The 19636-nt window shown below is 57.2% G+C and carries 22 protein-coding genes; 6 read left to right on the forward strand and 16 right to left on the reverse strand.

Annotated elements, in window-relative coordinates; all coding sequences use genetic code 11:
- Positions 1-309: 309 nt before the first annotated feature.
- Positions 310-1665 carry a replicative DNA helicase gene (dnaB, locus tag HMPREF3055_RS02950; RefSeq protein WP_049326737.1) on the reverse strand — a complete coding sequence of 452 codons (1356 nt, stop codon included), beginning with the start codon at positions 1663-1665 and terminating at the stop codon, positions 310-312.
- Between the two features lie 105 nt (positions 1666-1770).
- On the reverse strand, positions 1771-1905 hold the full coding sequence (locus tag HMPREF3055_RS09480) for a hypothetical protein (protein WP_256387799.1): 135 nt from the start codon (positions 1903-1905) through the stop codon (positions 1771-1773).
- An 89-nt stretch (positions 1906-1994) separates the two neighbouring features.
- Here HMPREF3055_RS09480 and HMPREF3055_RS02955 point away from each other — a divergent pair, with 89 nt between their 5' ends.
- The gene (locus tag HMPREF3055_RS02955; protein WP_070737864.1) at positions 1995-2432 is read left to right on the forward strand and encodes a hypothetical protein; all 438 of its coding nucleotides are present in this window, start codon (positions 1995-1997) and stop codon (positions 2430-2432) included.
- Positions 2433-2522: 90 nt separating this feature from the next.
- Here the strand turns inward: HMPREF3055_RS02955 and HMPREF3055_RS02960 are convergent, their stop codons facing one another.
- The 7 genes from HMPREF3055_RS02960 to HMPREF3055_RS02990 form a co-directional block, all read right to left on the reverse strand.
- Positions 2523-3170: a class I SAM-dependent methyltransferase gene (locus HMPREF3055_RS02960; protein ID WP_246826882.1), complete on the reverse strand. Its 648-nt coding sequence runs from the start codon at positions 3168-3170 to the stop codon at positions 2523-2525.
- Between the two features lie 825 nt (positions 3171-3995).
- Positions 3996-4301, reverse strand: coding sequence for a hypothetical protein (locus HMPREF3055_RS02965; RefSeq protein WP_070737867.1), 306 nt, complete (start codon positions 4299-4301; stop codon positions 3996-3998).
- Positions 4302-4531: 230 nt separating this feature from the next.
- Entirely contained in the window at positions 4532-4984 is a 453-nt protein-coding gene (gene rplI / locus HMPREF3055_RS02970; RefSeq protein ID WP_005504050.1) for a 50S ribosomal protein L9, read from the reverse strand.
- A 20-nt stretch (positions 4985-5004) separates the two neighbouring features.
- A complete protein-coding gene (gene rpsR / locus HMPREF3055_RS02975; protein ID WP_004005948.1) occupies positions 5005-5241 on the reverse strand; it encodes a 30S ribosomal protein S18 in 237 nt (78 codons plus the stop codon).
- 83 nt (positions 5242-5324) lie between these two features.
- The gene (locus HMPREF3055_RS02980) at positions 5325-5957 is read right to left on the reverse strand and encodes a single-stranded DNA-binding protein (protein WP_005504055.1); all 633 of its coding nucleotides are present in this window, start codon (positions 5955-5957) and stop codon (positions 5325-5327) included.
- A 95-nt stretch (positions 5958-6052) separates the two neighbouring features.
- Complete coding sequence (rpsF, locus tag HMPREF3055_RS02985; protein ID WP_070687853.1) at positions 6053-6358, reverse strand: 30S ribosomal protein S6; 306 nt, start codon at positions 6356-6358, stop codon at positions 6053-6055.
- Positions 6359-6549: 191 nt separating this feature from the next.
- A complete protein-coding gene (locus tag HMPREF3055_RS02990) occupies positions 6550-7974 on the reverse strand; it encodes a CCA tRNA nucleotidyltransferase (protein ID WP_070737870.1) in 1425 nt (474 codons plus the stop codon).
- Positions 7975-8100: 126 nt separating this feature from the next.
- Between HMPREF3055_RS02990 and HMPREF3055_RS02995 the strand changes: the two genes are divergently transcribed.
- The 5 genes from HMPREF3055_RS02995 (at position 8101) to trxA (ending at position 13383) form a co-directional block, all read left to right on the forward strand.
- Complete coding sequence (locus tag HMPREF3055_RS02995; RefSeq protein ID WP_005504058.1) at positions 8101-8604, forward strand: NUDIX hydrolase; 504 nt, start codon at positions 8101-8103, stop codon at positions 8602-8604.
- 65 nt (positions 8605-8669) lie between these two features.
- On the forward strand, positions 8670-10334 hold the full coding sequence (gene murJ / locus HMPREF3055_RS03000; RefSeq protein ID WP_070737873.1) for a murein biosynthesis integral membrane protein MurJ: 1665 nt from the start codon (positions 8670-8672) through the stop codon (positions 10332-10334).
- Positions 10335-10530: 196 nt separating this feature from the next.
- A complete protein-coding gene (locus tag HMPREF3055_RS03005; protein WP_246823636.1) occupies positions 10531-11721 on the forward strand; it encodes a serine/threonine protein kinase in 1191 nt (396 codons plus the stop codon).
- A gap of 246 nt (positions 11722-11967) precedes the next feature.
- On the forward strand, positions 11968-13002 hold the full coding sequence (gene trxB / locus HMPREF3055_RS03010) for a thioredoxin-disulfide reductase (protein ID WP_070687847.1): 1035 nt from the start codon (positions 11968-11970) through the stop codon (positions 13000-13002).
- A 54-nt stretch (positions 13003-13056) separates the two neighbouring features.
- The gene (gene trxA, locus HMPREF3055_RS03015) at positions 13057-13383 is read left to right on the forward strand and encodes a thioredoxin (protein ID WP_005504074.1); all 327 of its coding nucleotides are present in this window, start codon (positions 13057-13059) and stop codon (positions 13381-13383) included.
- A 112-nt stretch (positions 13384-13495) separates the two neighbouring features.
- On the opposite strand, the gene HMPREF3055_RS03020 is transcribed toward trxA, so the two are convergent.
- The 7 genes from HMPREF3055_RS03020 to rnpA all read right to left on the reverse strand — a co-directional run bounded on the left by HMPREF3055_RS03020 (position 13496) and on the right by rnpA (position 19525).
- A complete protein-coding gene (locus tag HMPREF3055_RS03020) occupies positions 13496-14794 on the reverse strand; it encodes a ParB/RepB/Spo0J family partition protein (RefSeq protein WP_070737876.1) in 1299 nt (432 codons plus the stop codon).
- Positions 14795-15031: 237 nt separating this feature from the next.
- Complete coding sequence (locus HMPREF3055_RS03025) at positions 15032-15874, reverse strand: ParA family protein (RefSeq protein ID WP_049349949.1); 843 nt, start codon at positions 15872-15874, stop codon at positions 15032-15034.
- A gap of 453 nt (positions 15875-16327) precedes the next feature.
- Complete coding sequence (gene rsmG / locus HMPREF3055_RS03030) at positions 16328-16969, reverse strand: 16S rRNA (guanine(527)-N(7))-methyltransferase RsmG (RefSeq protein ID WP_012904381.1); 642 nt, start codon at positions 16967-16969, stop codon at positions 16328-16330.
- Position 16970: 1 nt separating this feature from the next.
- Positions 16971-17537 (reverse strand): Jag family protein, encoded by a 567-nt coding sequence (locus HMPREF3055_RS03035; protein ID WP_049341941.1) that lies wholly within the window; start codon positions 17535-17537, stop codon positions 16971-16973.
- A gap of 111 nt (positions 17538-17648) precedes the next feature.
- The gene (gene yidC, locus HMPREF3055_RS03040) at positions 17649-18638 is read right to left on the reverse strand and encodes a membrane protein insertase YidC (protein ID WP_012904383.1); all 990 of its coding nucleotides are present in this window, start codon (positions 18636-18638) and stop codon (positions 17649-17651) included.
- 51 nt (positions 18639-18689) lie between these two features.
- Entirely contained in the window at positions 18690-19163 is a 474-nt protein-coding gene (gene yidD, locus HMPREF3055_RS03045; protein ID WP_049341942.1) for a membrane protein insertion efficiency factor YidD, read from the reverse strand.
- Positions 19160-19525, reverse strand: a complete 366-nt coding sequence (rnpA, locus tag HMPREF3055_RS03050) for a ribonuclease P protein component (RefSeq protein ID WP_049338559.1) — start codon at positions 19523-19525, stop codon at positions 19160-19162. Before rnpA ends, yidD begins: the two co-directional genes overlap by 4 nt.
- Positions 19526-19636: the final 111 nt, after the last annotated feature.

Raw genomic sequence — 19636 nt, forward strand, 5'->3', positions numbered from 1 at the left:
TTGAAAGGGTCTCAAACACCCTCACAAACACCAAACTACCTAGTCAGTGCGTTTTATGGGTGCTAAAAAATCTTTAAAAAACTTCCAAAAAACCTTATAAACGCAGAAGAAACCACTCAAACCCTCACAGAATGCCCTCTAGAACCCCCTCCGCAGCCCCTATTCCCATACCCTGCGCTTGATTCCTAACCCTGCACGATTCCTAACTCTGCATTTGGGTACCCATACCTATAGATGCGAAAAAGCCCCTCCCCTTCCATCCTGTAATGAATAGAAGAAGAGGGGTGCAGCTACAGAGTGCTGAGCTGATTAGTACTGGGGAGGCGCCTCATTCGCCATATTGTTGAAGCGCGAATACTTACCGCTAAACGCCAACGGGATAGTACGAGTCGGACCACCACGGTGCTTAGCAATAATCATGTCCGCCTCACCCACGCGTTCACTATCCGGGTTATACATATCCTCACGATGCAGCAGAATCACCATATCCGCATCCTGCTCAATAGAACCCGACTCACGCAGATCCGAAACCATCGGACGCTTATCAGTACGCTGCTCCGAACCACGGTTCAGCTGAGACAGCGCAATCACCGGAACATCCAGCTCCTTAGCCAACAGCTTCAGGCTACGAGAAAACTCCGAAACCTCCTGCTGACGCGACTCAACCTTCTTACCCGAACTCATCAGCTGCAGGTAGTCCAGCACCACAAGCTTCAAATCATTACGCTGCTTGAGGCGACGGCACTTCGCGCGAATCTCCATCAGAGTCATATTCGGCGAATCATCAATAAAGAGAGGCGCAGAATCAATACGACCCTGCAGAGTCGCCAAGTTCGTCCAACCCTCAGTATCCAGGTCGCCCTTCTTCAGACGACCCATCGAAATCTTGCCCTCCGCAGAGAGAATACGCATCGCCAACTCAGTACGACTCATCTCCAGCGAGAAAAACACAGTCGTCATCTGATGATGAATAGACGCAGAACGAGCAATATCAAGAGCCAAAGTCGACTTACCCACACCCGGACGAGCCGCAATAACAATCATCTGGCCACCGTGCAGACCACCGGTCAGCTCATCAAACTCGATAAAGTCAGTCGGCACACCGTACACGCCATCGGGGCGGTTCGAGTTCGCATCAATCTCATTGATGGTCTCCTCCAACGCCTCAGAGAAAGACACATAGTCTTCCTTCGCGTTACCATCAGTCACCGCATAAATCTCAGCCTGCGCCTGATCGACCAAAGTATCAACCTCAGTCTCATTGGCGTAACCCAGCTGAGCAATCTTCGTACCCGCCTCAATCAGGCGGCGCATAATCGCGTGCTCCTTAACAATCTCAGCGTAATACTGAGCGTTAGCAGCAGTCGGAACCGACGCAATCAGCGTATGAATATAGGCCGCGCCACCCACACGAGTCAGCTCGCCGCGCTTCTTCAGCTCATCAGCAACCGTAATCGCATCCGCAGGGCTACCGTGACCGTAAAGAGAAAGAATCGCCTCATAAATCGTCTCGTGCGCCGGCTTATAGAAATCAGACGCACGCAGGCTCTCAACCACATCCGCAATAGCGTCCTTCGACAGCAGCATGCCACCGAGCACCGACTGCTCAGCCACATCATCATGGGGCATAGTGCGGGAACCATAATCAATGGCAGTTTCAGACATGCTTATCCTCGCGTTTCAATCCGATATCTACGACATTCCAGAAACAATTTCTGCAGAACTCCTATGCTAGTTTCTCACGAAGGCACACGCGAAACACATACACGCCTAACGGGGAGCGCGCAGATAATCCTCAATCTTCTCAACGGCGAGCGCCGCGCCATCCATAGTGCGCATTGCCTCACCCAGCTGCCGCGCTCTAGCGCGCATGTCCTCATCGCTGAGCAGACGTGACTGCCCCACAAAAAAAATTTTCAGGCCACTGCTATGTGCCTAGTAGATCCCTCGATATCAGAGTCGAGGGCACTAGTCATGAAAGCAGAATTCCGACCATGTTTAAAATCCTTCCTCTCCTTGTACTGCATGTCCTCTCTCATCTGGTGGCAGTGCTACTACTACACACATACAGTAGGTCGCTGTCTGTAGCACATGCCGCGGTGCTTAAGTACCTGCGAGTATCAGCAGTGCTGTACTACTACAGGCTCGCTGATGAGGTGTCCTACATGTATGCGGGTGTGCGGGTGGTGCGTCACTGGGAGGTCAGTGTCCAGCAGATGATGGGTGAGTATCTGATACTGATGCAGTATCCAGCAGTAGTGCTGGTACTAGTGCTCAGTGCCGTAGTCGGTGCAGCACTCAGGTACCGTGTGCTGCTATACCTGGCGAGAGTGGAGGCCACCGCCGGTAGGGAGGCAGTTACAGCGGGATGGGTGCATGCTGTGGCAGATGGTATAGATGCGCTAGCGAATCTGCTAGGGCTAGCGGGCTAGCGCTTGAAAACGGAGCCCCAGTATTCCTCGTTATACGGGGGAATACTGGGGCTCCGTTTCGCTGTATAAGCTTTGCGGTGTGACTCTGTCTTACTTCTTACGCAGAATCAGACCGATAGCGCCAATGTGGTCCGCGTGGCGGCGGAACACACCGCGCATACCCAGCACACGCTCACGAATCTGCGGCTTACGCGCCAGATTGAACGCAATCTTCGCAACGCCAGCGGCACCCTCATCAGCCAGCAGACGCTTCGGCTCCAGCAGCGCCATATCGGTCTGGTACACATCCAGCACCTCAAAGCCAGCCTCTTCCGCCAGAGCAGTCCACTCGGCGACAGTCAGCGGGCGGGCGTTCACACGGATAGTGCGCGCCAAATCCTTCTGAATCTCTTCCTTCAGCTCGGGGCGCAGATAATCGGGAACCAGCGACATCTCGTGAATAGCGTAGTAGCCGCCCGGACGTAGCAGACGAGCCGCCTCACGCATAATCTCCAGCTTGTGCTTATCGGTCTGCATGGTCAGCATCGCCTCGCCCACCACAGCGTCGTAGCTTTCCGAGGGCAGACCGGTCTCCTGAGCGCTAGCGTTCACCACACGGTAGTTCGGCTTAGTCGATGCGCCAATACGCTCGGTCACGATTTCAGCAGCCTTCGGGTCAAGATCCACACCGGTGTAGCTCTTGGGGGAACGCTTCACAATCTCCAGGGCGGTAATACCCAGGCCCGGCGCAAACTCCACGACGTCAATGTCGCCACCCAGGGCACGAGCCAGCAGCCAGTTGTGGTCTCGCGGCCGCCGGGGCGCAAAACCTTTTTGCCCAGCTGGGCGAGCAACCAGTGGCCTGCAGCCTTTTCAGTGGGGCGGTCGGTACCGGGAACGGAAGGGGTCTTAGACACGGGAGACAACTCCTCAATACTTGTATTTAATATGCAAAATTTATCTTCCCTAATTCTAGACCCGCCACCCACAGGAAAGGAAATATGACGTTACGTAGAAGTATGGTTGCCCTTTATTACAGTGCACCATGGTTACGGCATGCATAACGTCGTCGTCACCTCCAGTTGCCGATACCGCAAAATTCAGGGGTTAAACAGAAACTGGAGCTGGATCTCTCGATCCAACCCCAGTCTCATCACACACACATACATACGAAAATCAGAGCCACTTCCGCAAGGAAAGTCCAACTTTCTGATGGCCCTCTCGAACCATCTATATAAAGTATTACGCGTAAACCTTTATTCCCTGTAGGTTAAAGCTGTAAGAAACCTGGGAATAGATTTTTCCTCAGAATCGAGGCGCAGCACCCCGGATTTCACGCGGAAACTATATGCCGCATTAAAAGAAGAAAGGCAAGGCGCTTTTGCCTTGCCATCCTTCTTTCGCTAGCGGGCGACCCCGCTACACGAAACACACACATTCACATCGCAGTCCTCTCGAACCAACACTTATAGTAAACACCCCCAACCTTATGGGAGGATTGAATTTCGCTGGAAACAAGCTGGGAGAAGACCAGTAGAACGCTGAGAGCTTTGATATTGTGCAGTTTGCGAGCTTCAAACCGGGCTAATAAGCCGCCATATACAGACCCAGCAGCACCAGCGGATTAGCGACTACAGAGATAACCGCCAGGCAAATATTAGCCACGCGATACTGGCGGAACTTCACCAGACCCACCAGCGCACACACCAGGGCAATGCTGGAAGCAAGACCGCCAACCACCAGCAAAAGAAGCAGAAGAGCAGTAGCGACATTAGCGTCCGCAAAGGGGATAACCGCTAGAACGCACAGCAGTAAATTGACGCACTCCAGCACCACACCCGTGAGCAGCAGCTGAGCACTAGAGGACAAACGTGAAAAAGATCGAGCCATGTCTACCAGTCTACGGGGTCAACCGGACTGTCTCGTAGCAACCGCTACCTCAAGCACCGATTCTCAACCTCCCAAAAGCAATGTTTCACGTGAAACATGCACCGGAACGAGCGCAACCACGACACAGCGACGGGTACAACAAACGGGGTGCCCCTCACGAAGAGGGACACCCCGTCCGATACTCAACACCGAAGCTTCAAAGCCTCAGCGTCAAATATCTAAAAATCTACTTACGCAGCAGCAACGACGTCCAGGACAACGTTAGCAACAACGTCAGCGTGCAGGCGGACAGTCACCTTGTACTCACCGGTGCGCTTGATAGCGGAACCCAGGTGGATGGTGCGCTTGTCAACGGAGCCAATGCCAGCAGCCTCAATAGCCTCAGCAATAGCCTCAGCCTTGACGGTACCGAACAGGCGGCCGTCAGCGCCAGCCTTGTGTGCAACGACAACCGGCTTAGCAGCCAGGGACGCAGCAATTGCCTGAGCCTCTTCCAGAGAAGCCTTGGCGCGAGCCGCACGAGCGGCGCGGATGGACTCAACCTGCTTCTCGCCACCCTGGGTCCAGGTCACGGCGAAGCCGCGGGGCAGCAGGTAGTTACGTGCGTAACCGTCCTTAACGGTGACAACATCGCCAGCTGCACCGAGGCCGGAAACTTCCTGAGTCAGAATGATCTTAGCCATGTTACTGTCTCTCCTTCTCTTTAGCGGCCAGCGCCGGAGTAGGGCAGCAGTGCAACTTCGCGGGCGTTCTTAATAGCCTGAGCGATCTTGCGCTGCTCCTGAACGGTCACGCCAGTCACGCGGCGAGCGCGGATCTTGCCGCGGTCGGAGATGAACTTGCGCAGAAGTGCGACGTCCTTGTAGTCGATAACGGTGACGTCAGCAGCCTTGAGGGGGTTCTGCTTGGGTTTGGGCTTACGGATTTCAGCCTTAGCCATCGTGGTGCTCCTTAGAGTTGGGAGCCCGCGGCGGATAACCGCGGGATGGATTGATAAATTACTATTCGGAAAACGAAACCGGCTTAGAACGGAGGTTCGTCGTCGGCGCCGCTACCCCAGTCATAGTTACCACCAGACTGAGAACTCCACGGATCAGCAGCAGGAGCTGCAGGGGCCGCCGGAGCAGCCGGAGCGGAGTAGCCAGACTGGCCAGAGTAACCATTACCCTGAGCAGCAGCAAAATTGTTCTGCTGAGGAGCGGAGAAACCGCCCTGAGCAGCAGCGTTGTACCCGGCGCCACCGCCAAAGCCACCCTGCGCACCGCCACCGAAGTTATTACCTCCGGCAGAACGCTGTGCGCGAGTCACCTGAGCAGTAGCAAAACGCAGAGTCGGGCCAATCTCCTCGACCTCAAGCTCAAACGAAGTACGACGCTCGCCTTCCTTGGTCTCGTACGAGCGAGACTTCAGACGGCCCTGCGCGATAACCTGAGTACCCTTCTTCAGGGTCTCTGCAACATTCTCAGCGTAACCACGCCACACCGACGCACGCAGGAACAGGGTCTCCCCATCCTCCCACTGGTTCGTCTGGCGGTTAAAAGTACGCGGAGTCGATGCGATCGTGAAATTAGCAACCGCCGCACCCGCAGGGGTGTAACGAAGCTCCGGATCGCCAGTCAGATTACCAATAACGGTAATAACGGTATCGCCTGCCATTTGATGCCTCCTCGATAAGAGTTACAAGTATGTTGAATCCAGTACAGCGCAACCCCCTGACATTTTTAGGGGGTCAGCCGACCGGCAAGAAACAACTACTTGCTGGAGATCTTCTGATCCTCCGGGCGGATGATCTTGGTACGCATGACGGACTCGTTCAGGTTCAGAACACGATCGAGCTCAGCTGCGGTCTCGGGGGTAGAGGTGAAGTTCACCACTGCGTAGATACCCTCAGACTTCTTCTGGATCTCGTATGCCAGGCGACGACGGCCCCAGATATCGACGTTGTCGATGGAACCCCCCTCGTTGGTCACGATCTCGAGGAACTTGGACAGCGACGGCTCAACCGCACGGTCCTCAACCTCGGGGCTGAGGATAACCATCAGTTCATATGCACGCATGATTAAACCCCTCCTTTGGGCTAAACGGCTATGGGATTTCCATAGCAGGAGATTCATTGTGCTCTACACGTGAAGCACACCGGGTGGGGAACACGCATAGATTTCTTAACAATACACGAGAAAAAGCAGATAGAACAGTACCGCACCGCGTGAGCTCAACCATGCGATGCGGCACCGAAAAACCGCAGAAGCTACGCCTGGCGACGCTGCTCCCACCACTGCAAAAGACGAGCCTTCGCCTCCTCATCAGGAAGCGAACCCTCATCCAGACGCAAATTCAACAAGAACTTATACGCCTCACCCACCACCGGGCCCGGCGCAATACCAAGAATCTGCATAATCTGACCGCCATCCAGATCCGGACGGATCGAATCCAGCTCCTCCTGAGCAGCCAACTCAGCAATACGACGCTCCAAATCGTCATACGCCTCAGCCAGCGAGCGCGACAGACGACGATTACGAGTCGTCACATCAGAACGAGACACACGATGCAGACGCTCCAACTGATCGCCCGCATCACGCACATAGCGGCGCACCGCAGAATCAGTCCAACCCGACTCACGGTAACCATAGAACCGCATATGCAGCTCCACCAGACGAGCCACAGCCTTAATCGTGTCATTATCAAAACGCAGCGCACGCATACGCTTCTTCACCATCTTCGCGCCCACCACCTCATGGTGCAGGAACGAGACGGAGCCGTCCTTCTCAAACTTACGAGTCTTCGGCTTACCAATATCGTGCATCAACGCAGCAAAACGCAGAATAAAATCAGGAGCCGGGCACGGACCGTCCTCGTCCGTCTCCTTCTCCATCGCCTGCTCCATCACCTTCAACGAATGCGCATACACATCCTTATGGTGATGCGCCGGATCCATCTCCATACGCAACGCAGGAAGCTCCGGCAACACATAATCCGCCAGCCCCGTATCCACCAGCAGGTTCAAACCCACCCGCGGATAATCCGCCTCAATCAGCTTCACCAGCTCATCACGCACACGCTCAGCCGAAATAATCTCAATACGGCCAGCCATCTCACGCATCGCCTCGAAAACCTCCGGGGCAACCTCAAGATTAAAACGCGCAGCAAAACGAGCCGCACGCATCATACGCAGCGGATCCTCAGAAAAAGACTCCTCCGGCGAGCGCGGAGTACGCAAAACACCCGCACGCAAATCCTCAACGCCACCAAACAGATCAACAACCTCACCGCTCGGCAAAGCCGCCGCCATCGCATTAATCGTGAAATCACGACGCACCAAATCGGCGCTCAAATCCGTGCCGAACTCAACCGTCGGCTTACGCGAATCCGAAACATACACCTCAGCACGGTACGTGGTCACCTCATACACCACGCCATTCTTACGCGCACTAATCGTGCCGTACTCCTTGCCGATATCCCACGTATGCTCACCCCACCCACGCAGAATCTGCTCGCTCTGCTCCGGAGTAGCATCCGTCGTCAAATCAAAATCAGTGAAATGGCCGCCATCATCCAGCAGATTGTCGCGGACAATACCGCCCACCAAGTACAGCTCAAAACCCGCCGCACGGTACAGTTCTCCCAGCTCGGCGGCATCCGGGTACTTCGACACAACATCAATAATCAGCGACATAATCCTTTAATCGTGCCAGAAAAACCACCCACGCGCCCACCCCACACCCACAACACCCCACCAAAGACAGCTATCTCACCCCAAACCGAAGCACCAAAACCTCAGCCTATCGGTTAAGGTAGAACCATGAGCATTCCCGTACCCCGCGCCCCCAAAACGCGCTTCACCGCGCCCGCGCGAGCGGTACCCGCCCCCGAAGAAGTCTCCGCAGGCGGGCTCATCATCGACTTCGACCGACCCGAACAGCTACCCGTAGCCATCATCGCCCGCATCAACCGCAACGGACAACGCGAATGGTGCCTACCCAAAGGCCACATCGAACACGGCGAAACCACCGTCGAAGCCGCACAACGCGAAATCAGCGAAGAAACCGGAATCACCGGCTACCCCGTAGCCTCCCTCGGCACCATCGCCTACTGGTTCACCTCCAACGGCACGCGCATCCACAAAACCGTGCACCACTACCTCTTCGCAGCAACCGGCGGCGAACTCAGCATCGACAACGACCCCGACCACGAAGCAATCGACGTCGCATGGGTCCCCCTCGAAGAGCTCCCCACCCGCCTCTCATTCGCCAACGAACAACACATAGCCCGCAGTGCGCGCGAATACATCACCACCCAGCTCTAAACACCCGCTGTAAGAGCCCCAAAAACTAAAAGAAGCAATCACCCGCCCACACAGGAGAGACATACGTGGCACGTAACGACGCCCGCTCAAGCGCAATCATGGCAGCAGGCACCCTTGTCTCGCGCATCCTCGGATTCGTCAAGACCATCCTGCTCACCGTAGCCATCGGCTCACTCTCAACCGTCGGCGACGTCTTCGAAACCGCCAACACCCTACCCAACCTCATCTACGTCCTCGTAGCAGGCGGCGTGTTCAACGCAGTCCTCGTGCCGCAAATCATCAAGGCAGCCAAAGCACAAGACGGCGGCGCACGATACATCTCCAAACTCGTCACCCTCACCGTCACCGCAATCGGCCTCATCACCCTCATCACCGTCGCCTGCGCCTGGCCCATCATCAGCATCATGGGCTCAGGATGGAGCCCCGAACAACGACAGCTCGGCTTCATCTTCTCCCTCTGGTGCCTACCCCAAATCTTCTTCTACGGCCTCTACACCGTCATCGGACAGGTCCTCAACGCTAAAGACGCATTCGGCGCCTACATGTGGTCGCCCGTACTCAACAACGTCATCACCATCCTGTCGCTGATCCTGTTCATCTTCCTCTTCGGCGCACAAACCCCCAACCCCAACCCGATTCACACCGTAGACAACTGGACCAACGCACAGACCCTCGTGCTCGCTGGCTCCTCCACCTTCGGCGTCATCATGCAGGCACTCGTCCTGTTCATCCCCCTACGCAAGCTCGGCCTGCGCCTCAAGCCCGACTTCGCATGGCGAGGCATCGGCCTGCGCGCAGCCTCCAAGCTCGCCGCCTGGACCCTCGCCTCCGGCATCATCTCCAACCTCGCGTTCCTCTACATGACCAAGGTCGCCGCAGGCATCGTCGGCCAGCGCGAGCACTACGCCGCCCTCGGCATCCAAATCCCCGGCCTGCAGGCACTCAACTACGCCTCCATGCTGTACATGCTCCCGCACGGCGTTATCGGCATCTCCATCGCCACCGTGCTCTTCAACCGCATGAGCGCCTCCGCCATCGCCGACGACAGCGACAGCGTCATCTACGCACTCTCCCACGGCCTGCGCAACGCAGCCGTAGCCACCGTCTTCTGCATGGTCGCACTCATGGTACTCGCAGGCCCCGTCGCCGTACTCTTCAGCGGCGGCGACCCCATCGCAGCAACCATCATCGCCAAGCTCATCGTCATCACCGCGCTCGGCACCCCCACCCTCACCATCAACTACCTCTACAGCCGCGTGCTCTACGCCCGCGAAGACGCACGCACCCCCTTCCGCATCCAGGTGTACTCCGCCATCATCATGGTCATCATGAGCTTCGCAGCATCCCTGCTCGACGCACAGTACACCGTGTACATGCTCGCCTTCATCTACCCGGTGCACAACATCCTAATCATGTTCATCAGCCACCACATGGTCCGCCGCCGCCTCGGCTACTACGGCCAGCGCGGCATCGTCAGCACCTACGCCCGCACCACCCTCGCATCCCTCTTCGCCGGCAGCATCGCAGCCATCGCACTCTGGCTGCTCGGCGGCTACCAGCTCGACGGATTCGCCTGGGCCTCCAAGCTCACCGCAATCATCACCCTCGCCGTATGCGGCACCGTCATGGGCCTGGCATACCTCGCCGGTATACAAATCTTCCGCGTCAAGGAAGCCAACGCACTACTGGCACCCCTCACCTCCAAACTTGAGCGTTTTGCCCGCCGCTAAAGCAGCACACAACGCCCAACCCGGGTAACTGCCCGTGCCCCCATCGCACCCCACGCCGGGGCCCGCAGAGGACACAGGTAGCCACCCGGACGCCACAAACTATCACTCAGCCCCAGCATCCTTCAATGCCGGGTAGAATCTAATAGTCAGGGCCCGCCACACGGCAGGCACTATGAAACCACCTCGGGAGAACACGTTGTCGCAACAGATTCCGGTCGGATCGGTCCTCGGAGGCCGCTACGAAATCACCGCACACATCATCATTACGGCAGAATCCGACATGGTGCTTGAAGGCACCGACCAGATTCTCAACCGTAAGGTCTCGGTCGTCGTCGCATCGCCCAGCCGCAGCGCACTGCTGGAAGCAAACTCCCGCGCGCTCGCAACCAACGCACGCGGCAACATCCAGATCCTCGACCTGGGCATCACCCCCGAAGGTAGCCGCTACCTCGTCACCTCCCACACCCGCCCCGACACCCTGCTGGACACCCTGCTGGTCGAAAACCACGCACTCTCCAACGCAGAAGACGCGCTGGGCACCGAAATCTTCGGCGACTCCGAAAGCAGCAGCTCCCCCAACACCTACGAGAAGGTCTCTGCTTCCAGCACCAACCAGGAGAGCATCACCGCCGCCAAGAACTGGAACGCATCCGACGGCGCGGCCGTGACCGCATACTCCGAACCCACCAGCATCTACGAAGATGACGAAGACGAAGAAGACGGCAGCCGCGGCACCTGGGCAGTCGCCCTGGCAGCAGTCCTGCTGCTCGTCATCGTCGCAGGCGGTATCCTCACCTCCCTGGGTGCAATCGGCTCCAACCAGGCAGCCGCACCGCACACCCCCAAGTCCTCTATCTCCGCCTCCGAATCGGCTGCGGCAAACGCCAGCGCATCGGCATCACCGACCGCTAAGGCATCGAACGCACCGGCGAAGATCGCGTCCGTGGCTCGCTTCGCGCCCTCGAACCCCACGTTCATGAACGACATGGACACCCTCATCCCGAACCTGACCGACGGTAACGCCAACACCGCATGGATCAGCTACGGCTTCGGCACCGCCAACTACGCCGGCACCATCAAGGAATTCGGCCTGGCGCTGAAGCTGCAGACCCCCACCGTCGTCTCCAAGCTGACCCTTCAGCAGAACACCGGCACCGGCGGCTCCTTCACCGTCTACACCAACAGCTCTGCATCCCTGGACGGTGCGGTTGAGGTCGGCAAGGGCACCTTCGAAGGCAAGGATGCAGTCGTCACCCTGGACACCTCCAAGCAGAGCGCAGAAAAGGGTGCCTACGTGATCATCGTGGTCAACGAGCTGCCCCGCCTCTCCCTGCCGATTGGAACGTGGAATTACGGTCTGCGCATCAACGAAATCAAGGTGGACTAATCAACCCATAACGTGACGCCGACAGGGCGCTCACACCCCAGACACAAGGGCGGGGCTTCTGAACTCAACGGTTCGGAAGCCCCGCCCTTTTTGATGTCTATTTATGACTCTTTATGGCAGGGTAGCTACTCAAAGATTCACAGTGCGCGGAGTATCTGGATAAGGGTCCCCAAAAAATGGAATAATCGAGGATAAAGCCCCGTTATAGGGGCAGAACGAAAGACCTACAACGGAAAGATATATCTGATGACTGAGAATCTGGGAGGCCTCTTCGGAGGCGCCGCCCTAGGCAATCTGAACCTCGCCTCCGCACCCGCCACCGAAGCGGCACCGGCAGCCGAGGTCGAGGCTGACGCAACCGTCCACAACGTCATTATTGTGGGCTCCGGCCCCGCCGGCTACACCGCAGCAATCTACGCGGCACGCGCCGAGCTGAAGCCCGTCCTCTTCGCCAGCTCCCTGGCACCCGGCGGCGCCCTCATGAACACCACCGAGGTGGAGAACTTCCCCGGCTTCATTCAGGGCATCCAGGGCCCCGAGCTGATGGAGAACATCGGCCAGCAGGCTGAGCGTTTCGGCACTGACATCCGCTACCAGGACGTAGAAAAGGTCGAACTCACCGGCGACGTGAAGAAGGTCTACACCGCAGACGGCGCCGTTCACCTGGCGAAGACCGTCATCATGACCACCGGTTCTCAGGTCCGTAAGCTCAACATCGAGGGCGAAGACCGACTCTCCGGTTACGGCGTCTCCTGGTGCGCAACCTGCGATGGCTTCTTCTTCAAGGACAAGGAAATCGCAGTGGTCGGCGGCGGCGACTCCGCACTGGAGGAGGCACTGTTCCTGACGACCTTCGCATCCAAGGTGTACCTGGTGCACCGCCGCGATTCTTTCCGCGCTTCGGAAATCATGCAGACCCGCGTGTTCAACAACCCGAAGATTGAGGTTGTCTGGGATTCGGCTGTCACCGCCGTTCACGGCGAGAGCAACCTCGAGTCGATCACCCTGACCAACACCAAGGATGGTTCTGAGCGCCAGCTGGCTGTTCAGGGCCTGTTCATCGCTATTGGCTCCGATCCTCGCGTGGAACTGGTACGTGACCAGCTGGAGATTACCGAGCACCACACCATCGCGGTTCAGGGTCGTTCCTCGAAGACTTCCGTTCCCGGCGTTTTCGCTGCCGGTGACGTGATTGACCCGACCTACCGCCAGGCAATTATTGCTGCCGGTTCCGGTGCTGTTGCCGCTCTGGACGCGCAGCACTACCTCGAAAACCTCTAAAACTATTCGTATTATTCACAGGGGAATCCGCCCCGTGTCAGAAAGGAGCACTCCGTGAGCAGTGCACAGCAGGCAACTGATGCCACTTTTGACGAACTGGTTCTGAAGAACGACAAGCCCGTTATCGTGGACTTCTGGGCTGAATGGTGCGGCCCCTGCCGCATGGTTGGCCCCGTGATTGACGAGATCGCTGGCGAGTACGCCGGTCAGGTCGACGTGGTCAAGGTGGATGTTGAGGCGAATGGCGATACCGCTATGAAGTACGGCATTACCTCTATTCCCGCCATCTACCTTTTCAAGGGTGGCGAGGTCGTCAAGAAGACCGTAGGTGCTAAGACGAAGCCCGCTCTGCTGGCTGAGTTCTCCGAGCACCTGGGCTAATCTTTCGAGAAGCTAAAGAAAAACCCTCGGTGATGTTTCACGTGAAACATCACCGAGGGTTTTTTGTATATACAACTGATTTCAGTTGCTAAATATTGTTTTACGCGAAAATTTAGCCCGAGAAATCAGAATCCAAAACACGGATGATACGGTTCAGATCCTCAACATTCGCAAATTCGATGGTCATCTTACCCTTGCGAGCACCCAGCGAAATCTTCACCGAAGTATCGAGCTTGTCAGCAAAAGCCTCCGCAATATAGTCCAGGCGCTCACGGTGCTTCTGAGGCTGAGGAGCCTTGCGCTCCTTCACCTCAGCAGCGCCGGATGCGTGGTTCACCAGCTCCTCAGTTGCGCGAACCGACAGTCCCTCATTCACAATCTTCTGTGCAAGAGTCTCAATCTGAGCCTGGTCCGTCAGAGCCAGCAGGGCGCGCGCGTGCCCCGCGGAGAGAATACCCGCCGCAACGCGACGCTGCACCAGAGCCGGCAGCTTCAGCAGACGAATCGTATTCGAAATCTGGGGGCGAGAACGACCAATACGCTTAGCCAACTGCTCCTGAGTAGTGTCGAACTCCTCCATGAGCTGCTGGTATGCCGCCGCCTCTTCAATGGGGTTCAGCTGGCTGCGGTGCAGGTTCTCCAGCAGGGCGTCACGGAGCAGGTCGCCGTCTTCAGTCTCACGAACAATCGCCGGGATGGTGGTCAGTCCAGCCGCCTGGGTTGCACGCCAGCGGCGCTCACCCATGACCAGCTCATACTTTTCGGTGCCGTTTTCGCGCGAGGGACGCACGACGATCGGCTGCAGAACACCAATCTCACGCACCGAGTGGATGAGCTCTTCCATGTCCTGCTCATCAAAGTCGGTTCGGGGCTGCTTGCGGTTCGGGTGGATATCGCGAACGTTCAGCTCGGCAAACTGGGCACCGGGAACCGGAACCAGGCCGCTCTGTTCCTCAGAAGCGGACTGCGGGGTGGAGACATCTTCACCAAAGAAGAAGTCCACCGGGCGGCGAGTCAGGGTGGTGTTGCGCAGTGCCGCACCCATATCCACGCGAGGCTTCTTCTTCGATGTTTCACGTGAAACATCCTGCGAGGAGGCGGGAGATTCGACCTTCTCCTCTACCTTCTCAGCTTCAGCTGACTTTTCCTGAGCGGGTGTAGCTTCAGCAGGCTTAGCCTCTACAGACTCAGCTTTAGTGCTCTTACGCTGCTTCTCCGGCTTAGCCTCGTGAGCCATTTCGAAGAGACCGTCAGTCATCGGCTCTTCAATCGGAGTAGACACATTCTTGGGTGCAGTCTTTACTGCAGCAGTCTTTTCGGATGCCTTCGCCTCAGCATTACCAGAATTCTTCGTACTCTGAGGGATCAGCGCCCCCAGGCCACGACCCAAGCCGCGTCGCTTTTCAGCCATCGTTACTCCTTAGGACTCCCGGACGAGCCCGCTCATTTTTTCTTCTTCATCTAGTGTAAACGAAATAAGCACCCGAAAGTAGGAGTGAAAACTGCACAGCACATAATCCAAATTATTCCCAATAATTAATTCTCTAAGGATGTTTTCTCGTGTTTCACCCAGAAAATACCGCACGCAATGAGCCCTTTTGAATCATCGATAGACAATCCAAAAAGGGCTCATTTCAAAAGATTTAGATTATGCGGATCGGCGCGAGAGCTCCTGTGCCGCCTCGCGGTAAGCGCGAGCGCCAGTCGACGAAGAATCGTAGGTGATGACGGTCTGCTGATAGCTGGGAGCCTCAGAGATGCGAACCGAGCGAGGAATCTTCACGCTCAGAGTCTCCTCCGGGAAGTGCTCGCGCACCTCCTCTGCCACCTGGAATGCCAGGTTGGTACGAGCATCGTACATGGTCAGCAGGATCGTGCTGATGCGCAGCTTGGAGTTCAGGTGCTTCTGAATCATCTGAATATTCTTCAGCAGCTGGCTCAGGCCTTCCAGAGCGTAGTACTCGCACTGGATCGGAATCAGAATCTCTTCTGCCGCAACGAAGGCATTGACGGTCAGTAGGCCGAGGCTCGGCGGGCAGTCGATGAAGACATAGTCCAGCCGCTCCATTCCCTGCTTCTCTCGCCACTCAGTGTAGTCCATCAGGGCATTCTTGAGGCGAGTCTCGCGTGCCACCAGGGAGACCAGTTCAATCTCCGCGCCCGCAAGGTCGATATTGGCGGGGGCACAGAACAGACCGGGCATATCGGGGCATTCCTGAACAATTTCAGAAAGCGGCTTATCCTCAATCAGGACGTTGTAGACACTGGGAACATCCACGCCGTGCTCAATGCCCAGTGCAGTCGAGGCGTTACCCTGCGGGTCATTATCGATCACCAGGACGTTCAGTCCAGCCTCCGCGAGCGCGGCTGCGAGGTTCACGGCGGTGCTGGTTTTACCCACGCCACCCTTCTGGTTCGACACGGTGAAGACACGCGTATGCACAGGCTTGGGGAGCAAATCTGCAACAGATTTCTGAGCTTGAGGAGTCATCGGGTGCCTTCCATATTCCGGGTGGTGTGTCTACGGTGATGCTTCGTCTGATGCCTCGCGTGTGGCAATACTCTGCGGTATTTGTGCGCGAGGAGGATTCAACCTCCACTCCCCCACCATTCACTCATCTCAGCATGTTTCACGTGAAACATACTCCGCGAGGTAATGAAGTCTGCAATGTTTCACGTGAAACATTGGTGCTGCCCGAATGGTTCTGAAGGGCTCGGTACCCTTTACTGAACCATTAGGCTTTGATGTAGAAGAGTCTAAGGTTTCAATCCTTCCTTAAGGGTACCCGGCATCAGGTCAATACTCCACGCGAGAGGTCATTCTATGTACTCTACGGATGCAATTGCCGCGCGCCCGGCAAGCCAGCGTACAAAAATGGGCGGTACCGCGTAAGCCAGCCTATTCACTAGCTCATTGCGGTACCGCCCATTCGGGGCGAAACTTTTAGAGGCGAACTCGAACCACCGTCGTCGGCTCTTCCAGCAGGTCACCGCCGGCGGTGAGAATCTCAGTCTCACGCGCACCGTAACGGTTCAGCTTCTTCTTCGCCTTAGTAATCTCCTCCGCGGCACTACGACCCTTCAGAGCCAGCAGCTCGCCGGTGCCACGCAGAATCGGCAGAGTAATGTCCAACAGGCCCACCAGAGCAGACACAGCACGCGCAGTCACCACATCAGCCTCAACAGCACCCACAGCCTGCTCAGCACGCGAGCGCAGCACGGTCACGTTCTCCAGGCCCAGATCCTCAACAACTTCATTCAGCCAAATCACGCGGCGCTCCAGAGGCTCAATCAGAGTCAGCTTCAAATCCGGGCGGGCAATCGCCAGGCACAGGCCGGGTAGGCCAGCGCCAGAACCAACATCAGCCACCGACGCGTTCGGCGCAATGTATTCCTGTACTACGGCACAGTTCAGCACGTGGCGAGCCCACAGGCGCGGAACCTCACGCGGACCGATCAGGCCACGCTCAATACCGGTCGTCGCCAAGTGCTGCACGTAGCGCTCCGCCAAAGGCAGACGCTCACCGAACACAGCCTCCGCTGCGGCACGCTCGCTCTCATTGAGAGCAACCATCGAAGTCTCCATACTAGGCTCCTACCTCGGGAAGAGAAATCACGACGTGACGGCGCGGACCCTCACCCTCCGACTCGCTGTATAGGCCGGCGGCAGCCACCACATCGTGCACGACCTTACGCTCATACGGGCTCAACGGCTTCATGTGCTCATCACGACCGGTAGCGCGCACCTTCTCAATCGCGTCAGCAGCGATCTTCTCCAGCTGCTCACGGCGCTCAGCGCGGTAACCAGCGATATCCAGAATCAGGCGGGAACGGGTGCCGTTACCAGCCAGGACGGAGAGGCGCACCAGCTCCTGCAGAGCCTCCAGCACCTCGCCGTGGCGACCAACCAGGTGGCGCAGTTCCTCATTGTCATCATCGTCATTGACGACCGACAGGTAGATGCGGTTATTGCGCACCTCAATATCAATGTCGCCGTCCATATCGACAATATCGAGGAGTTCTTCGAGGTAGTCAGCGGCGATATCGCCTTCCTCGTCGATGTCCTCAAAATCGTCTTCTTCGCCCTCAAGGGGCTCCTCTACCAGCTGCTCCTCAACGAGCTGCTCGTCCTCATATTCCATAGCTTCAGTCACAATAATCCTCGGGGTGTTCGGAGGGGTGTCCTAGGGGTAAAAAGTATCTCATACACGGCGCCGGGCCCGCGCCACACGTGGCGAGAACCCGGCCCGAATCACGGAAGAAAACTACTTCTTTCCGTTCTGCTTATTGCGCTGCTGCTTCTGGCGCTTCTTACTCACCGGCTGCTGGCGCTGACCGGCTGCGGCACGCTCACGCGCCTCCTGCAGGTCCTTCTCGTGCTGCTCGCGGGTCTTACCCACCGGGGGCAGGCCCTTCGCCGCACGGCGGGCGTTCAGCTCACGCTCCGCCTGGGAACCGGGGGTCGGGTTGTTGCGGATAACCCACCACTGCTGACCCAGCGACCAGAGGTTCGAGACGGTCCAGTAGTACAGCACACCAAGGGGGAAGTTAATACCGGAAACAGCGAAGATGATCGGGAAGATGTACATAATCATCTGCTGCTGACGGAACATCGGAGAGTTCAGAGCAGCCTCCGACATGTTCTTCACGCTCAGCTGCTTCTGGATGTAGAACTGGGTGGCGCTCATCAGAACAATCATGATGACCGCCTGAACAACGGTCGCGGTGGCGTCGCCAGCCCCCGGGTGCATCATGGTCGCGAAGAGCTGAGCACCGAAAATCTGGGAGTCGTTGAACTGATGCACTAGCTCAGCCGGCAGCATGAGCACGCCCTGGTTATTCTGCGCTGCGGTGGGCACGCTCATCAGCACCTGGTACAGACCGAAGAAGATCGGCATCTGCGCCAGAATCGGCAGGCAGGAGGCGAAGGGGTTCGTACCGTGCTTACGGTACATTTCCATCTGCTCCTGAGCCATAGCCTGGCGGGAGAGCTGGTCCTTCTTACCCTTGTACTTCTCCTGCAGCTTCGCCATATCGCCCTGCATCGCGGTCATACCGCGCATAGCCTTAATCTGCTTGACGAACAGCGGAATGGTCAGGGTACGCATCACCAGGGTCAGGAAGATAATGCACAGAACCCAAGTCAGACCGGAAGCCGGGTCCATGCCCAGCGAGGTGAAAAGAGTGTGGAACAGCCACAGGACCACGGAGACGATCCATTTAAACGGCCAAAGAATCAAATCAAAAATATTCACGCGGGAATACTCCTTAAGGACTCGGCTAAGTCATTGTGTGGGAGGCGCCGCCTACTCAGGGCGGGCGTCACCACCAGTGTGAGGGGTGTAAAGATGGGGGTGGTTGAGCAGAATAATTTTCGGTTCTGCTCCGGGAACGAAAGTACGCTTCCCCTCCGGAACTGGGTCGATACCTCCGGTCGCCCAGGGAACACACCGCAGAATACGGCGCACCGTCAGGGAAAGCCCGCCCATCGCACCGTGGGTGGTCAGCGCCTCCAGAGCGTAGGCTGAGCAGGTCGGGTAGTAGCGGCACACATCCCCGTAGAGGGGGGAGACGACCTTGCGGTAGGCCTTCATGCACGCGATCAGCAGGTTCTGCGGTAGAACGTAGAGAGCCTGCAGGAAAGTTTCAGGCCTCACGAATTCGTTAGGTGCTAGTGCCAGCAGCTCGTCGGGGCCCAGAGTCTCAGCAGATGCGCTATAGGTACCGCTGTGATGCGCGTGGAAGCGTTCTTCACAGCGGTCACGCTGGGAACGGCTCACGGCTTCTCCTTGCTCTGAGGCAGGTCGAGCTTAGCGAACGCGGTCTCGAGTGCCGATTCGTAGTCGCGGCGCAGCTGATCCCAGCTGGCGCTCGCGGAGGCGGGAAGCGCTCGCACAGCAATGGCGTATCCTTCCGGATGCGCGGCGCAGGTGAGCGCGGCAAGTTCACGCAACCGGCGCTTGACCAGATTGCGTGTGACTGCGTTGCCCACCGCCTTCGACACAATGAAACCTACCTGGGTTGTTTTTCCAGGATTTTTCGCCGTAGATACAACGATGTTCCGACGTCCTGTACGGATGCCGGAACGGAAGGCGTGGGAGAATTCTGCGCTGGTGCGCATACGGTGCCGTTGAGGCAGCACGTGTTCCCCTTTACGTAGTGTGGGAGATTTGGCTCATGTGGTGAGCTGACCTCCGCGTGTATTTCACGCTTAATGATAGTTCGCCCGCCGATGCGTGTGCATCGGCGGGGG

Source organism: Rothia sp. HMSC061C12 (assembly GCF_001815755.1).
Taxonomy (GTDB): domain Bacteria; phylum Actinomycetota; class Actinomycetes; order Actinomycetales; family Micrococcaceae; genus Rothia; species Rothia mucilaginosa.

Excerpts from the sequence above, each read along its gene's own strand:
- rsmG (WP_012904381.1), bottom strand. The coding sequence starts at position 16,969 with ATGGAGACTTCGATGGTTGCTCTCAATGAGAGCGAGCGTGCCGCAGCG.
- HMPREF3055_RS02955 (WP_070737864.1), top strand. The coding sequence starts at position 1,995 with ATGTTTAAAATCCTTCCTCTCCTTGTACTGCATGTCCTCTCTCATCTG.
- HMPREF3055_RS03020 (WP_070737876.1), bottom strand. The coding sequence starts at position 14,794 with ATGGCTGAAAAGCGACGCGGCTTGGGTCGTGGCCTGGGGGCGCTGATC.
- HMPREF3055_RS02965 (WP_070737867.1), bottom strand. The coding sequence starts at position 4,301 with ATGGCTCGATCTTTTTCACGTTTGTCCTCTAGTGCTCAGCTGCTGCTC.
- trxB (WP_070687847.1), top strand. The coding sequence starts at position 11,968 with ATGACTGAGAATCTGGGAGGCCTCTTCGGAGGCGCCGCCCTAGGCAAT.
- HMPREF3055_RS02980 (WP_005504055.1), bottom strand. The coding sequence starts at position 5,957 with ATGGCAGGCGATACCGTTATTACCGTTATTGGTAATCTGACTGGCGAT.
- dnaB (WP_049326737.1), bottom strand. The coding sequence starts at position 1,665 with ATGTCTGAAACTGCCATTGATTATGGTTCCCGCACTATGCCCCATGAT.
- HMPREF3055_RS03025 (WP_049349949.1), bottom strand. The coding sequence starts at position 15,874 with ATGACTCCTCAAGCTCAGAAATCTGTTGCAGATTTGCTCCCCAAGCCT.
- HMPREF3055_RS02990 (WP_070737870.1), bottom strand. The coding sequence starts at position 7,974 with ATGTCGCTGATTATTGATGTTGTGTCGAAGTACCCGGATGCCGCCGAG.
- rpsF (WP_070687853.1), bottom strand. The coding sequence starts at position 6,358 with ATGCGTGCATATGAACTGATGGTTATCCTCAGCCCCGAGGTTGAGGAC.
- rpsR (WP_004005948.1), bottom strand. The coding sequence starts at position 5,241 with ATGGCTAAGGCTGAAATCCGTAAGCCCAAACCCAAGCAGAACCCCCTC.
- HMPREF3055_RS02995 (WP_005504058.1), top strand. The coding sequence starts at position 8,101 with ATGAGCATTCCCGTACCCCGCGCCCCCAAAACGCGCTTCACCGCGCCC.
- rplI (WP_005504050.1), bottom strand. The coding sequence starts at position 4,984 with ATGGCTAAGATCATTCTGACTCAGGAAGTTTCCGGCCTCGGTGCAGCT.